Consider the following 16596-nt stretch of genomic DNA (forward strand, 5'->3'; position numbering starts at 1 on the left):
GAGGCAGGCATGGACTATGGTGCTGTCTTTACGAGTACCATTATAGCATCTGTAGTAGCTATGCTCTTTATGGCCTTTTATGCCAACTTGCCATTTGCCCTATCTGCAGGTATGGGACTTAATGCCTTCTTTACCTACACAGTAGTTATGCAAATGGGGAAAACCTGGCAATTTGCTCTAACAGCAGTATTTTTTGAGGGTATTATCTTCTTGGTCTTATCTTTCTTGGGAGTCAGAGAGGCTATTTTTAATTCAATACCAATCAACCTAAAAAAGGCTGTATCAGTAGGAATCGGTTTGTTTATTGCAGAAATCGGACTCTTGAATACCGGCATTATTAATCCAGGAGATGTATCACTAGAACTTGGCACTATCACAAATGCCAACGGATTTGTATTTTTTATAGCACTTATTATAATGGTGGTCCTTACCGCCAAGAATGTAAAGGGAGCCTTACTTTGGGGAATATTGATATCAACTCTTATATCTCTAATCCTAGGGGTAACAAGCTTACCTACTTCAAACATAGTATCCTTGCCACCATCAATTAAGCCAGTAGCCTTCAAGCTAGACTTTTCAAATGTATTTTCCTTGGAGATGTTCTCAGTACTATTCTCCTTCTTGTTTGTAGATATTTTTGATACTCTAGGTACTCTAACAGGGGTCGCTACAAAGGCTAATATGCTTGATGAAGATGGCAATTTGCCAAATGCCTCAAAGGCCCTCTTCTCTGATGCTGTCGGAACAACAATAGGAGCCTTGCTTGGAACATCTACCGTAACAACCTTTGTTGAGTCTTCTTCAGGTGTTGCTGAGGGTGGTAGGACTGGACTTACTACTTTAGTAACTGCTATCTTGTTTGTAGTAGCTGCCTTCTTCTTTCCAGTATTTTCAATAATTCCAGCACCTGCTACATCAGCTGCCCTAGTTACAGTAGGACTCTTTATGATAACAACAGTTGTTGAAATTGATTTTACGGATATAAGTGAAGCCTTCCCAGCCTTCATGACAATCTTGATGATGCCTTTGACTTATTCTATAGCTGAGGGAATCTCCTTTGGAATGATTTCTTATGCTCTAATCAAGTTATTTACAGGTAAGGGCAAGGAAGTATCTCCTCTAGTTTACATCTTAGCTCTTGTATTTATAGTTAGGTACCTACTACCAATTTTTTAACTTTACTACTTGACAGATTTAAACTGATGGACTATAATCTAACTAAATATAAATCATATGCAGAAGTAGTAGTGGGTAAAGCTTTATACAGAAAGAAAATGGTTGATGAGAATTTTCATAAGCTAGCCTAGTGAATGGATCTGCTAGATCAAAGGTGAACTAAAAGTAGCCTGCGGGTATTCTCGCCTTATTGAGATAGGATATGTATGTATCTAAAGATGTCTTTTAAAGGATAAGATGGATGGCACCGTGGGTCAAAGCTCGCTCCAATTAAGGAGTGGGCTTTTTATTTTGTGAAAAAAGGAGTTATTATGAAAACAAGAAATATCACAATATCAGCAATTTTTATGGCAGTTGGACTTGTACTACACTTTGTAGTACCACCAGTATTTTTTGGAGTTAAACCAGACTTTCTCTTATCAATGATGTTTATATCATTAATCATGATTGATGATAGAAAAGAAGCCTTACTAGTAGGCGTAGCAGGTGGAGTAATGAGTGCCTTGACAACTGGTTTTCCAGGTGGACAAATCCCTAACTTTATAGAAAAAATTATAGTTTCTGTATCTATCTTTTATCTAATAAAATCTATGGGCAAAACCAACTTAAACAATATTAAAATTGTCATAATCTTTGCCCTAGGTACTTGCCTTTCCGGAGTCCTCTTCCTACTAATGGCCCTAGGTTTTACCAACCAACTAAATATGTTTATCCCATCCCTACCAGTAGTACTCGTAGCTATGGTAGTAAATCCTATCTTTGGAATCCTTCTAAACACTATTTATGGAAAATTTATAAGTAAATGAAGAGAAAAAATATGACCTTCTTTGTCAGACTAAGAACAAAGAGGGTCATATCTATTTATAGGCTTATAGATTTAAAAAGTTCCTTGGTATATTCGTGCCTATCATCACTTTCTAAATCGTAAGTGTCAAATAAGTCTACCAGCTCTCCCTTGTATAGGACACCAATCCTGTCACAAAGATAGGCTATTACATTCAAATCATGGGATATAAAGAGGCTAGTAAAATTATGCTTTTTTTGCAAGGACCTAATCAAGTTTAATATTTGTGCTTGGATTGAAACATCTAAGGCACTCACTCCCTCATCTATTATCAAGAATTCAGGATTAACGACTAGGGCCTGGGCTATGGCTATCCTTTGCTTTTGCCCACCTGATAGGCTGTCTGGATAGTAGTTTAGCACATCTTCTTCCATCTCTATTTCTTCAAGAAGGTCCCTAATTAACTTTCGTCTTTCTTCTTTACTATAAATATCATGAATTTTAAGTATCTCTTCTATAGAAAATCCTATAGTTTTTTTGGGGTTTAGGGCCTGGTAGGGATTTTGAAAGACAACTTGGACTTCCCTACGATACTTCATTAGCTCATCCTTATTTAAACTTGCTATATTATTCCCCTTAAATAAAATTTTCCCTGAACTTTCTTTTACCAACCTCAATATTATATTTGATAGGGTGGTCTTCCCTGAACCACTTTCTCCTACTAGACCAAATATTTCTCCCTTCTTTATATCAAAGGATACATGATCTAAGGCTAGCTTGTCCTTTTTCCTAAAAAGTATGCCCGATCCCTTATAGGTCTTACTAATATCTTGAATTTTTAAAATATTTTCCATCTTATTCTCCATACAAATGACAATTTACCTCATGGTCATTCCTGTAGGTGGTCGCAGGATAGGTTTTAAAGCACTTATCCATGACAAAGTCGCACCTATCAGCAAAGGGACATCCTTCGTTAGACCTGTTTTTAAGATCTGGCACACGTCCTTTTATATTGTATAGGTCTTGGCCCCTTTTCTTATAATTTGGCACAGCCTTAAGGAGGGCCTTGGTGTAGGGATGGAGAGGACTATCAATTACATCTTTAGTAAGTCCCCTTTCGACAATCCTACCAGCATACATTATCATTACTTTTTTTGAAATATTTTCTATAAGGTTTAGGTCGTGGCTAATAAAAACTATGGCTCCCTTGTAGATATGGGATATCTCCTTAAAGAGGTCTATAATTTGGCTTTGAACCTTGGCATCTAGGGCTGTTGTTGGCTCATCAGCTATAAGGACATTGGGATTTGCTATAAGGGCCATAGAAATCACTATCCTTTGTTGCATACCACCGGATAATTCGTGGGGGTACTTGTGATAGAGGCTCTCTACATCCTTGAGTCCACACTTTTCCATAGTAGTATAGACTAGGTCTAGACGTTTTTTCTTGTCAAAGTCGTAGTGGATTTTTAATACTTCTTCGATTTGCTTACCTACTTTGATTAATGGATTTAGGGCAGAACCAGGCTCTTGGAAGACTGTAGCTATGTTTCTACTCCTATAGGGAGCCCACTGTTTATCATCAAGACCCAAGATTTCCTTGCCCTTTAATAGGCAAGAGCCTGACTTAATGATAGCAGATGGTGATTCTATTCCCAAAATTGTTTGGGTCGCTACGGTTTTGCCACAGCCACTTTCTCCAACAAGACCCACAAAGTCATTTTCAAATAGGTCAAATGATATATGGTTTACTGCGTATTTTTCGCCATTTGAAGTTGGAAAGGCAACTGTTAGGTCCTTTACTTCTAATAATTTATTCATGGTTTACCTTCTCCTTTAGTCTTCTTGTCCTAAACTTCTCCCCATAGAGGGTAAAGCCTAAAACTAGAAGTGATAGACAAATTCCTGTGGCTATAAAATAGTATGGGGCTTTGGAAAAATATACTTGGCTTTCCTTGAGCATCCTACCCCAGGATGGATCAGGAGGTCTTACTCCCAGTCCCAAATATGATAGGCCACTTTCAGCTAGGATAGCCTGTGAAATTGAAAGGATTATAGCAACCATTAGTTGGTTTTTGATATTTGGCAAAATATGGTTGATGCCTATATAGATAGGACTTGCTCCCTTAACCTGAGCACTCTTGACAAACTGGGCATTTTTCACTTGCAAGAACCCACTCCTTACAACCCTAGCAAAGTATGGGACAGAAATAATACCTATAGCAAAGATCGTATTTACTAGGCTTGCACCAAATACCGAAACTAGCATCATGGCAAAAAGTATTCCTGGAAAGGCCATAAGGGAGTCGATAAATCTCATCAATACTTCATCAACCAGTCCACCAAAATATCCAGCACTGGCTCCAATTATTGCCCCTATCACAAGGGCAAGGCTCACTGTTCCAAAGGATAAGAACAAGGCGTATTTGGATCCTTCCATTAGCCTAGATAGGATGTCCCTACCCATATTGTCAGTTCCCAAGAGATGGTCTAGGGATGGGGTCATAAGCTTTTCTTTTGTCATAATAGCATTTGGATCATAGGGTGTCCAAAATAATGACAAGATAAATACTCCAAAGTAGAAAAAAAGTATAGCCCTCCCTAAATTTATAGAAATTTTATTATTTTTAATCATTGCCACTCCTTATTCTAGGATCTATTATCCCGTACAAGATATCTATTATTAGGTTAATAAAGATTACCAAAAAGGCAACTGCTACAACGACGCTTTGGATTAGTGGAAAGTCCCTTGATGATATAGATGATACTATCAAAGATCCTACCCCTGGAAGAGCAAAAACATTTTCTACTATAAGGCTTCCACCAACACTTGATGTAAGACTCATGCCTATAACTGTGATTACTGGAATCAAAGCGTTTTTGAGGACGTGCTTATAGAGGATTTCTCTAATAGTAAGTCCCTTCATCCTGGCTGTTCTCACATAGTCCTTGTTCATTTCATCCAAAATAGCCGCCTGCATATACCTTATAATAGTCGCTATATTTGGTATAGCTATGGCAAGGGATGGCAAGAAGAAGTTCTTGAGCTTATCCAAAAATCCCCCTGCCATGACATTGTAAGATAGGGTATTAAAAATCCCAAGTTTAACAGCGAATATATAAATTAGCATAAAGGCCATCCAAAAGGAAGGAATGGAAATGCCGAGTTGGGTTATTCCTGTAATTATTGATGCATACCACTTGTCAGACTTTAGGGTTATTTGGATTGATAGGGGAATCGCTATTATTAGTGATAAAAATAAAGAAAAAAGACTTAGATATAGGGTAACAGGAAGTTTTTTGAGAAAAAGTTCACTAACAGGAACCCTGTACTTTAGGCTCTCTCCCATATCAAGTCTTAAAAGTCCTCCTATCCACTCTATATATCTTTGCGAAATTGGTTTATCAAGTCCCAACTCCCTCTCGATAGCTAGGACTTGGGCAGGATCTGCTTCGGTTCCCAGGATAATTCTTGCAGGATTACCTGGTATAATTTGGAAAACCAAAAATATTAGCAAGGAAACAAAAAATAAAGTTAGTAGGATGGACAATAGTTTTTTTACTATTGCTTTAATCATTTTACATCTATATCCTCAAGGTTTAATTTTTGAACTGGATAAGTCTTTAATCCAGTAAGTTCTTCATTTAGACCATAGATTAAATCTGGGTCAGTTAGGTAGACACTACCAGCATCCTTGGCTATAATGTCTTGGGCATTCTTAACATTTTCAACTATTTCTTCTTGGCTTGATGCAGACTTAGCAGCTGCTATGGCCTCATCATAGTCTTCTGACTTGTAGTTGATAAAGTTCTTAGTATTATCAGACCTATACCTATCAAGAATTCTGATTGGATCAGTGTAGCCTATGAATCCTCCGACTGTTGTTTCAAAGTCCCTATTTTGATAAACCTTGTCTAACCAAGTAGAAAATTCTACTGGATCTAAGGTAATCTCAACACCGATTTGGCTTAGTTGGGCTTGGATTAGCTCTGCTGTCTCTAGGTGGTACCTATAGTCACTTGGCACTGTAAGGCTTGCAGCAAAACCATCAGGATAGCCTGCTTCTTTCAATAATTCCTTGGCCTTTTCTACATCATAAGGATATGGATCTTCTTGGTCATTGTAGTAATCCTTTAGGGCTGGTGAAAATGTTGTATAAAGTGCTGCTGCCCTTCCCCCTGCTGCTGTTTCTATAATTTCTTCTTTGTTTATAGCGTGAGCTAGAGCTTGTCTTACCTTGATATCACTAAAAGGCTCAATATCGTTATTGAGACCAAAGACTTGGACAAGGTTTTGAGGTTTTGAGTAGATATCAACTCCCTCTAATTGATCAATTTGCTCATAGGTAAGTCCTGAAGCAAGGTCAACGTCCTTGTTATTAAGCGCCAAGACTAGACTTTGGGCATCAGGCACCCTAATTATTTCGACATTTTCAATCTTAGCTAGGTGGTCTTGGTTGTGGTAGTCATCAAATCTCTTTAGGACTAGGCCTTCTCCTGGTGTGTAGGATACGAATTGGTAAGGGCCTGTTCCTAGTGGTTTTGTAGCATTATCCTCATAGTCTTTTTTAACTATTGGTTGGTTAAGCAAATAGATGAAGGAATTATTTTTCTCCTTGAGGATGATTTTGATCTCAGTAGGTGATACTACTTCAAGGTCAGTTACCCCTTCGAAGTTTGAAGATAGGGCTTCACCACTAGTAATTCCAGCAAGCTTATCTATAGTATAGTAAACATCATCTGCTGTAAAGTCTGATCCATCATGGAACTTGACCCCTTCTTTGAGTTTGAAATCATAGGTCAATCCATCTTCACTAATTTCATAAGACTCAGCTAGGTCTTCCACTAGGGAGCCATTTTCGTCAACATCTAGGAGACCATCAAAAACTTGGTCCATATAGGTCTTGGTATCTCCTGCTGTAGTTAGGAAGGGATCCAAGCTATCAAGTTCAATAGTCATCGCAACCTTTAGGGTATCCTTACTAGAGCTTGTACTTTCTTCTTCTACTGGTGCTTCTTCATTTTTTTCTTTGTTGCCTTCTGTGTTATTGTTGGCACAGCCTGTGAATAATAGGGCTGATGCAAATAATCCCAATATTAAATTTTTGCTTTTCATATTATCTCCCAAAATATTATAGGTAAGTTATAACTTACATTTTTTCCTTAACTGATTTAATCTTCTCTTCTAGACTTGCCTTCTTGTCACGTCTATCGTCTATCTTTAGTACGGTATATACCCTATCTGCTCCCTTTGCAAAGACTTGCTCTTGCATGGCCCTTACAGCCTTAAGACCGAGGTCTATGTCAGCTTCAATTACTGTTCCCATTGGATTTAGCTCATACCTTACACCCATCTCTTCCAAAACCTTCTCTGCCTCAGCTATATAGGGGCTGACTGATGTTGTCTTTGTACCGATTGGTATTAGGGTTACTTCTAAAATTGCCATTTAATCCTCCTCATAAAATCTCTTATAAATTTGATATGCATCTAAATGATCATCTACGCCTGCGCTCTCCCTTATAGAGTGCATGGCAAGGATAGCTTCTCCCACATCAATTGATCTAATACCAAGCCTTGATGCTGTGATAGGACCTATGGTAGATCCCCCTACCTTGTCATTCCTATTGTGGAAGAATTGAAGGTTAAGTCCAAGATCCTTTGCAATATTTATTATCCTAGCCTTAGTCTCGATTGATGTAGAATAAGCACCATTTGCTGCAATTTTTACTACAAGGCCTTCATTCATATTTACAATATTAGTAGGGTCGGAAAACTCTTTGAAATTAGGATGGATAGCATGTGCCCCATCTGCACTTATTAGGAAAGAATTCTCGATTGCCCTATAATAATCTTCTAGAGGCTTATCTAGGCTTAGGCAAATTCGCTTCAAGACATCAGATAAAAATGTCCCATCTGCTCCAGTCCTTGTCATCGATCCTATCTCTTCATTATCATTTAATATAAGGACATTGGTCTTCACTGAAAAGGTCCCTACAAAGGCCTTCAGTGATGCATGGACTGATGCCAAATTATCAATCCTACCAACTTGGTAGATAGAATCAGAAATTATAGAACCTTTCTGCCTATCGTATAGACTTAGGTCAAAATCTATAATATCCTTAGAGTCGATTGACAAATAATCTCCTAGGAGTCTTTGAACAAAGCCATCTGCCTCTGCCCCATCCTTTATAGTCTTAACTATAGGATAGAGGTGGTTTTGGGGATTGTAGGCAAAGTCCTTGTTCACATTCCTATTCATGTGAATAGCTGCATTGGGAATAGTTAAAAGATCCCTATCGATATTAACAAGGTCCGTCTTAATCTCCCCATCCTCCTTGTAGATAACCTTACCTGCAAGGGATAAAGTCCTATCAAGCCATGTTGAATAAATCATACCTCCATAAGCTTCAACATTTAATTTTAAATAACCACTATCGGCTATTTCGGCATTAGACTTTAACTTAAAGGTTGGAGATTCTGTGTGGGATCCTATAAGGTCAAAACCCTTCACCAGGTCAGACCTTAGGTTAAAGGCGATTAGGGCAGTGTCATCTCTTTTTACATAATACTTACCCATATCCTCAAGCTCCCAGGAGTCAGCTTCCCTTAGCTCCTCATATCCATTTTCTTCCAAAAAATCTACTGCATTATTTACAGCATAGTAAGAAACTGGACTTTGGTCAATAAAACCAATTAAATCTTTAATAAAATCTTCCTTCTTCATACTATCTATGCTACCGTATATTTGGCTAAATGCATTATTTTTATATAATTTCTGGTTAAATTTTTAATTATCTTAATTAGATAAGCCTTTCCATCTTGATAAAACCATTATAAACATTATAATAATAAAAAGTACTAAACAAATATCCATAAGGAGTTAATATGAAAGAACTAGAAGAAAAAATTCTTGAAGAGGGAATCGTTCTAGGTCCTAACATCCTAAAAGTAGATTCTTTCCTAAACCAACAAATAGATAGCGAACTTATCCTCAAAATGGGCAAGGCCTTTGCTCAACATTTCAAAGACAAAAATATCGACAAGGTCCTAACAGTCGAATCATCAGGTATTGCCCCAGCCCTAGCTACTGCTATTGAGCTTGGTGTAAAATGCGTATTCGCAAGAAAACAACAATCCCTCACCACAGGTGATAATGTCTACCACTCATCTGTATATTCCTTCACTAAAGAAGTTACCAATGAACTTATAGTATCCAAAAACTTCCTCAATGAAGATGAAAACGTCCTAATGATAGATGACTTCTTGGCAAACGGTCAAGCTGCCAAGGGAATGGTTGCCCTAGTAAGACAAGCCGGAGCAAATCCTGCAGGCCTTGGTATAGTAATAGAAAAATCTTTCTCTGATGGTAGAAAGGTTGTAGAAGATATGGGAATTGACCTCTACTCCTTAGCAAGAATTAAGAGCCTAGATGATGGAAAAATTGAATTTGTAGAAGAATAAAAAAGTAAAGATATTTTGCAAAACTATAAATAATCATTGTGACATTGTTAGTAGATTCTCTTAGACAATTTAGGACAATCCCGGTGCTAGATCGTCGAAGTTAAATTAGAGTAGAGGTTATCATAACAATTTTAGAACATTTTATTTTTTAGTAATCCTTTTTTATATGTATATTTTTCATAAGATTAATTTTCTTTATATGCATTATTAATTATTTTAAAATGACTTTCTATAAAAATACATTTTTTAAATAGTTTATAAAATAAGCTATTACTATATAATTCTAAGTCAATTTTAATATAAACATATATGATCGTTATTTAATTTAATAAAGATGCCACAGTATTTATAAATACTAATACTTTTGATAATATTAATAGAATTCTACTCTTATAAACTTAAAAATTTATATAGCAATGAAGAGAAAATTTTGAATTTCTTTTGTTCGTATCCATATACGAATGATTTGTGTAAATATATAAGATATTTTAACTGTAATGAATTTTCTTTTAGTATATATTGTAAAAACTTTAAAAATTTACCATTTGATACTAAATAATCTCTATATAATACTGACTTATCAATATACATATATGTATTAAAAAAATAATCTATAAGGACTATTAAGTTATCAATCGTCCCATCTATATTTTTCTTTATATTATAATAATTTGATAGTAATTTTTTATTTTGTAAAATACTGTAAACATCTTTATTCTTACTATAATTTTCTTCTATTTTATGAGAATCTAATAAAAGTATATCATAAAATTTTTTAGTTAATTCTGTCTCAGGAAAAAATTGAATTTTATTGATTTCAAAAATAATTAAAGCTTCGTAATTATTAGTTCTTTCTATTTTTTTTAATTCCCATATTAATTTCAAGGTCTCATTCAAATCATCTTCCGTTTCCCTAGGATCAGATATTATAAATGAACATATAGTATTTATTTTACTATTTAACAAGTAATTAACATTATTATATAATTGGCTCTTATCAATAACTTTATTATAATAATTTTGTATTTTTATACTTCCACTCTCTATTCCTAGAAATATAGATCTACATTTGCTTTTGCATAACATATCTATGACATTCCTATTTAATACATCTGTCCTCATACTACAAGAATACTCGTAATTTAAATTATTTTTATATTTTACAAACTCTTTAACATCTTTCACGTTTTTGAAAAACAATTCATTAGTAAAAAAAACTGATTCGATATCATATTCTCCTATCAATTTATTTAATGTAAAATAGTCTACATCATAATTATCATAACTTTTATAAGGTATATTTAAAGCGCAGTATTCACACACATATGGACAACCATTAAATGTATTTATAGAAATGTTCTTATTTTTATTATGATATAGCAACTGATTACAGTCAAAAAGCTTTTGATAGTTTAATTTTAAAATATTAATATCGTCATACTTTTCTATCACAAAATCTGATATATAATTTAAATAGTTACCGAAAAATGTTATTTTATTACTTCCTCGATAAATATAATAAAGATATAAGGCATCTAAAATATTCTTGTATGTGACATGAATATAAATGTTGATGTCATTAAATTTATAATTTTTAAAAAAGTGATCAATTATTTTATCATTATAAGTTTTCTTTTCTTTAATTTTCACACTTTTCGAAATATTTATTATTTCATTGTCTTTTAACAAATTATTCAAAATTAGTATCTCATTATCTACCTCAAAATCATTATTAATATTTAAATCATCTGCATCTAATATTATATTTTTCATTTCAATTCAACTTTCTTATAATATCTATTTTTATATTCATCGCTACTATTATGAGCTATATGTATTACCATCTTATCCTCTAAATTTAATATCAAATTTTCTATATTTCTTGAATTATCGTTGTCTAAGCCTGATAGAATCTCATCTAAAATAATTATCTTTTTATCTGATAATAAAATTTTTGCCATATATAATCTTGATGCTTCGCCACCAGAAATAGAATTTATATCCTGATCTATAATTCTATCTAATCCATTTTCATCCAATATGTAAGATAAGTTTACATCATTAATAACCTTTAGAATATCTTCATCTGAATGAACACCAAGTGGATCAACGTTTTCTCTAATTGATTGATTAAAGATAAAACGATCTTGTGGAACATACATTATTTGTTTTTCTATATCTACATCTTTCAATTCCCTTAGTTCTACATTATTATATTTGATAGATCCAGTATAATTTTCATTATATTTCATAAGAATTTTTACTAAAGTTGACTTGCCAGATCCACTATGTCCTATAATTAGGTATTTTTTATTATCTTCAAAGTTAATATTTAAGTCTTTCTTAAAAACTTTTTCGCCTATATTGTACTCATAATTAGCATTTCTAATCTTTATATTCCTAAATATTTCTCTTTTGCTTTTGTAATTATCAATATTTATATCTAAGACTTTCTCTATATTTTCGTTAATTTCTTTGACCGTAGATATTCCTATAAAAGAATTGATTATATTTATCACAGGTTCTTGAATATAAACGGATAGTTGTACAAAAGTCATAAACATTCCAAAATCAATATTTCCTCTTGTGAAGTATATAAAACTAAGTAGTACTGATGATACTTGAGAAATAGTAACGCCTGCATTCGCAAAGAAAGCTGATAAATTTGAAAGAAACTGATCTTTTTTAGCAGCTTTTTTTGATTTATCTACAACTTTCGCCACTTTTCTTATAGAATTTTGATAGGAATTATTATTTTTAATTATTAGTATTGATTCAAGATACTCTCTCATGAATTCAAGTAAGTTAGAATTTTCTTGAATATTCTTTTTCGTACTTTCCCACATTTTTTTAGGAAAAACTACATTATTAATTATTAATGGTAACATAAATACCATAAGAAACAGATTTATTTTTATATCTATTCTTGCTATTAATATAAAGACCCATAATAATGAAAGCGCACTAGTAATTATATTTATCCAGCTATCTAAATATCTAAATTTCCATGTATCTACCTTTGCCAAAATTTCATTATAAAAATATCCCTTAGGTTTTTTTGCTATATTTGAAGCCTTAGAATACATAATGTTTTCAAAAGATTTTTTCCTTATTTCAGAGCATATATCTTCCCTTATCAAACCTATATAAATATAATTAAATCCTGAAAATGATAAGGCAAATAATATAAGTAATACTATCTTAACCAACTCAAAAACTACTATATCTCCATTTTCTGTAAATATATTAGTTAATAAAGAAAAAGAGTAAGATATAGAAACCTGAGATAAAGATCCCAATAATATAGCGATTGCCAATAAATTTTTTTCTTTTAGTGTTAACAATTTTAAAATTTTTTTACTCATAATATATCCTTTGAACAATTATTATGCCGACTTAAATAATTAACTAATCATTAATCAATTCTTGCTTTTTTAATTTAATAATTTCTATTAGTATGCTTTGTGTACTCCAATTATTACATGCACAATTACTCATAACTACTTCTCCACAATTATTTCTCCTAACGTACTCTTCTCTTTGATTTTCTTTTTTTTCTAATAAACTTGTATTCTTCACTCTTCCTCCTCGTATATTATATAAGTAAATTTTCTTAATTAGAAAGTCGGCATAATCATTATCCAAAAGTCCTTAAATTTTCCCTTCCAATATGTTAATCATCATTAATTTTGAATGTATACAAAATCCAACATCAATATTATTTTTATTATATTGCTTATAACAACCACCTCCACATATAGGCAAAGCATAGCATTGTAAACATATTTCATTATAAATTGGACTTTTACATTTTATATTAATATTTTTATTTTCTATATTTAATAACTTTTGAAAACTGTAAGTTGTTATATTTCCAATATAACTATTTTTATAATTAAAATCACAATTACATATACTAACACTTCCATCATAAGAAACAGTTATTTGCTCTCCAGCAATTGCAGAACAATCTGCATATTTGAAAATATTCAAATAAAAGGAATTTAACTTTCTATTTATTCTATCTTCATATATATTTGAATTATAATTAAATAAATAACTATTTATTATAAATTTCGTTGCTTTTTCATAGTAGTTTTTAATATAATCAAAAGCAACATTTTTATCAAAATGAAGCATATTATAATTTATATTCTTTATATTTTCATTTCTATACCATTTAATTACATTTTCAAAATTATTAATAACTTTTTCTGTAAGAGTAAGCGATATCCCAAAGTTTATAGAATATTTATCAAGCAATTCTTTTTTATCTAGTGCATTATTAAATACTTTATTATTATATCCTCTTCTTTCATTTATATTATTTGGTCCGTCTATAGATATACCAACACTTACATTATACTTACTTAAAAATTTTATAACTTCTTCGTCTAAAAGAGTTGCATTTGTAATCATCGAAATTTTGTATGTGAATCCTTTTTTTCTTAAAGTTTCAACAATATAAAAAAATTCTTTTTTATTTAATAATGGTTCTCCTCCATAAAATATCAATATAAATTCTTCACGATTATTTTCTATGTATTCAAATACCCTATTAATTAAAATTTCCGATATGGTTCTAGTCATATTCAAATAACCATTACTTATATACTTGTTTTTATAAACAAAACAATAATCACATTTCATATTACAAGAAGCAGATGGGACAACATATAGAGTTTTTAAATTAATGTTCTTTTCAAATGTCCTAACAAGTAATTCATAAAGTTCTTTGTCAACTTTTTCATTCACGATATAGATAAATTTACTTAATAAGATTTTTTTCTCTTCTTTACTTACTTCGAAATTTAATATTCTCCTAAAAAATTCCTTATCTATATATAAAATTTCAAAATATATAATATTGTATATTGCATATTCATTTTGTGAGATATTTATAAATTTAGCAAATTTTGATATTTTCATTTAAACTCCTAATAGAAATTAAACTTTAAATTTTTCTTTATATTAATTTAAACTACGGTATATAAAATATAGTAACATATAATATAAATAATTGCAATTATAATTCAGATAAATTTAGCAACTAAAAAGTCAAGTCCATAATATTGTGTAAATTAATCTATTTACAATATTCAATATCTCATTTTAATACCTATTCTAAATGATGTTATTCAATTACATTAATTTTTGCTCATTAATATAGTTTCTTAGCATATATATGTTTATCTCACATCTTCATCTAGTTTTCAATCCTTGTATATTTTGCTTCGTGTATGCATTGAGTAAAATTTACTATTAGCCAAATCAGACCTTAGGTTAAAGGCGATTAGGGCAGTGTCATCTCTTTTGACATAATACTTTCCCTTATCTTCTATTTCCCACGAATCAGTCTCTCTTAGTTCCTCATATCCATTTTCTTCCAAAAAATCTGCTGCATTCTTAATAGCATAGTAAGAAACTGGACTTTGGTCAATAAAACCAATTAAATCTTTAATAAAATCTTCCTTCTTCATACTATCTATGCTACCATATACTTCAACAAATGCATCTTTTATATAAATTCTAGTTGAGTTTTTAATTATCTTACTAGGAATACCTAACCCATCTTGATAAAATCCTTATAAACATTATAATAATAAAAAGTACTAAACAAATATCCATAAGGAGTTAATATGAAAGAACTAGAAGAAAAAATTCTTGAAGAGGGAATCGTTCTAGGTCCTAATATCCTAAAAGTAGATTCTTTCCTAAACCAACAAATAGATAGCAAACTTATCCTCAAAATGGGCAAGGCCTTTGCTGAATATTTCAAAGACAAAAAGATCGACAAGGTCTTAACAGTAGAATCATCAGGTATTGCCCCTGCCCTCGCTACAGCTACAGAGCTTGGTGTAAAATGCGTATTCGCAAGAAAACAACAATCCCTCACCACAGGTGATAATGTCTACCACTCATCTGTATATTCCTTCACTAAAGAAGTTACCAATGAACTTATAGTATCCAAAAACTTCCTCAATGAAGATGAAAACGTCCTAATGATAGATGACTTCTTGGCAAACGGTCAAGCTGCCAAGGGAATGGTTGCCCTAGTAAGACAAGCCGGAGCAAATCCTGCAGGCCTTGGTATAGTAATAGAAAAATCTTTCTCTGATGGTAGAAGGGTTGTAGAAGATATGGGAATTGACCTCTACTCCTTAGCAAGAATTAAGAGCCTAGATGATGGAAAAATTGAATTTGTAGAAGAATAAAAATTATAGCACAGGTTGTAGATCTGTGCTTTTTACTTTGATTAATATAACAATACATATGCTTTTATTTATAAGTCTTATTATTTAACTTTTGTAGGTAATAGGACATAATATTTTATACTATGTAAAGCTTCTAAAAATACACAATATTTTATACTATTTAAATCTTTCAGATTTAGATTCTTTCTAATCACAAATGATAATGCTCCTTGTTAAGTAAAACAAAAAGACCATTTATTAATTTAATATCTAATGTAGTATTAATCAGCAATATATTAAACTTATATATAAGTTATCATATTAATATATATTTTGCAAAAATAATTTATATATTTCAAAGAGAGAAGTAATACTAGCTCTATAAATATTTGATGATAGAATTTCTCTGTTAAATTCCGATTTTTTATGGCATTATTAATCTTAATCATTTAATAATGCCTATCATTATCTTTACATATAAAAATCCTGTGATACAATTTTATTAGTACGTAATAATTTTAGAAGATACATTAATAGCGTAAGGAGTGATTTTATGAAGGCTATTTTTACAGTTTTGGGGATTGTTTTTTTGGGCTTAGGACTAGTTGGGATTTACACACCAATCCTACCAACAACTCCCTTTTTGTTGGTAGCAGCCTTTTGCTTCCAAAAAAGTTCTGACAAAATTAATAATTGGTTTAAGTCTACTAATACCTACCAAGTTTATATTAAAGCTATCAAGAATAAAAAGGGTCTATCACTAAGTAAAAAGATAAGGATCCTTGCCCTAGTAACTCTTTTGGTTATTATATCCTTCTTCTTTATGAAAAACAAAATCGGTAGAAGTGTCTTGATTGTAATTTTGATTTTCCACTACATCTATTTCCTTTTTGTATTGAAAACACCTGATGAAGGGAAATAACAAATAATAAAACAAATTAATAGAAAAGTAAAAAGAGCTACAGAGTCTATCTGTAGCT

General features: G+C 31.9%; 17 protein-coding genes. 5 read left to right on the forward strand and 12 right to left on the reverse strand.

The window, feature by feature from the left end; translation table 11 throughout:
- Positions 1-1176, forward strand: a 1176-nt coding sequence (locus tag MUN42_RS02680) for an NCS2 family permease (RefSeq protein WP_243342765.1), incomplete at its 5' end; no start/stop codon positions are given.
- 311 nt (positions 1177-1487) lie between these two features.
- Positions 1488-1982: a tryptophan transporter gene (locus tag MUN42_RS02685; protein WP_243342767.1), complete on the forward strand. Its 495-nt coding sequence runs from the start codon at positions 1488-1490 to the stop codon at positions 1980-1982.
- 55 nt (positions 1983-2037) lie between these two features.
- Here the strand turns inward: MUN42_RS02685 and MUN42_RS02690 are convergent, their stop codons facing one another.
- The 7 genes from MUN42_RS02690 to MUN42_RS02720 are packed head-to-tail and all read right to left on the reverse strand — an operon-like array spanning position 2038 to position 8685.
- The gene (locus MUN42_RS02690; RefSeq protein WP_243342769.1) at positions 2038-2814 is read right to left on the reverse strand and encodes an ATP-binding cassette domain-containing protein; all 777 of its coding nucleotides are present in this window, start codon (positions 2812-2814) and stop codon (positions 2038-2040) included.
- 1 nt (position 2815) lies between these two features.
- Positions 2816-3781, reverse strand: coding sequence for an ABC transporter ATP-binding protein (locus MUN42_RS02695; RefSeq protein WP_243342770.1), 966 nt, complete (start codon positions 3779-3781; stop codon positions 2816-2818).
- Positions 3774-4595, reverse strand: coding sequence for an ABC transporter permease (locus MUN42_RS02700; protein WP_243342771.1), 822 nt, complete (start codon positions 4593-4595; stop codon positions 3774-3776). Before MUN42_RS02700 ends, MUN42_RS02695 begins: the two co-directional genes overlap by 8 nt.
- Positions 4588-5538, reverse strand: a complete 951-nt coding sequence (locus MUN42_RS02705) for an ABC transporter permease (protein ID WP_243342772.1) — start codon at positions 5536-5538, stop codon at positions 4588-4590. The genes MUN42_RS02700 and MUN42_RS02705 overlap by 8 nt, the downstream gene beginning before the upstream one ends.
- Positions 5535-7076 (reverse strand): ABC transporter substrate-binding protein, encoded by a 1542-nt coding sequence (locus tag MUN42_RS02710; protein WP_243342773.1) that lies wholly within the window; start codon positions 7074-7076, stop codon positions 5535-5537. The genes MUN42_RS02705 and MUN42_RS02710 overlap by 4 nt, the downstream gene beginning before the upstream one ends.
- Positions 7077-7110: 34 nt before the next feature.
- Positions 7111-7407 (reverse strand): MTH1187 family thiamine-binding protein, encoded by a 297-nt coding sequence (locus MUN42_RS02715; RefSeq protein WP_243342774.1) that lies wholly within the window; start codon positions 7405-7407, stop codon positions 7111-7113.
- Positions 7408-8685 carry a M18 family aminopeptidase gene (locus MUN42_RS02720; protein WP_243342775.1) on the reverse strand — a complete coding sequence of 426 codons (1278 nt, stop codon included), beginning with the start codon at positions 8683-8685 and terminating at the stop codon, positions 7408-7410.
- Between the two features lie 161 nt (positions 8686-8846).
- Between MUN42_RS02720 and MUN42_RS02725 the strand changes: the two genes are divergently transcribed.
- Positions 8847-9422 (forward strand): xanthine phosphoribosyltransferase, encoded by a 576-nt coding sequence (locus MUN42_RS02725; RefSeq protein ID WP_243342776.1) that lies wholly within the window; start codon positions 8847-8849, stop codon positions 9420-9422.
- A 390-nt stretch (positions 9423-9812) separates the two neighbouring features.
- On the opposite strand, the gene MUN42_RS02730 is transcribed toward MUN42_RS02725, so the two are convergent.
- The 5 genes from MUN42_RS02730 to MUN42_RS02750 form a co-directional block, all read right to left on the reverse strand.
- Positions 9813-11195, reverse strand: coding sequence for a radical SAM protein (locus MUN42_RS02730; RefSeq protein WP_243342778.1), 1383 nt, complete (start codon positions 11193-11195; stop codon positions 9813-9815).
- The gene (locus tag MUN42_RS02735; RefSeq protein WP_243342780.1) at positions 11192-12787 is read right to left on the reverse strand and encodes an ABC transporter ATP-binding protein; all 1596 of its coding nucleotides are present in this window, start codon (positions 12785-12787) and stop codon (positions 11192-11194) included. The genes MUN42_RS02730 and MUN42_RS02735 overlap by 4 nt, the downstream gene beginning before the upstream one ends.
- Before the next feature lie 43 nt (positions 12788-12830).
- Positions 12831-13001 (reverse strand): hypothetical protein, encoded by a 171-nt coding sequence (locus MUN42_RS02740; RefSeq protein ID WP_243342781.1) that lies wholly within the window; start codon positions 12999-13001, stop codon positions 12831-12833.
- 72 nt (positions 13002-13073) lie between these two features.
- The gene (locus MUN42_RS02745; RefSeq protein ID WP_243342783.1) at positions 13074-14351 is read right to left on the reverse strand and encodes a radical SAM protein; all 1278 of its coding nucleotides are present in this window, start codon (positions 14349-14351) and stop codon (positions 13074-13076) included.
- A 284-nt stretch (positions 14352-14635) separates the two neighbouring features.
- Complete coding sequence (locus MUN42_RS02750) at positions 14636-14902, reverse strand: hypothetical protein (protein ID WP_243342786.1); 267 nt, start codon at positions 14900-14902, stop codon at positions 14636-14638.
- A 159-nt stretch (positions 14903-15061) separates the two neighbouring features.
- Here MUN42_RS02750 and MUN42_RS02755 point away from each other — a divergent pair, with 159 nt between their 5' ends.
- Positions 15062-15637 (forward strand): xanthine phosphoribosyltransferase, encoded by a 576-nt coding sequence (locus MUN42_RS02755; RefSeq protein ID WP_243342787.1) that lies wholly within the window; start codon positions 15062-15064, stop codon positions 15635-15637.
- Between the two features lie 532 nt (positions 15638-16169).
- Positions 16170-16538, forward strand: a complete 369-nt coding sequence (locus MUN42_RS02760; RefSeq protein WP_243342788.1) for a YbaN family protein — start codon at positions 16170-16172, stop codon at positions 16536-16538.
- Positions 16539-16596: the final 58 nt, after the last annotated feature.

The organism is Anaerococcus sp. AGMB09787, from assembly GCF_022808955.1.
GTDB lineage: Bacteria > Bacillota > Clostridia > Tissierellales > Peptoniphilaceae > Anaerococcus.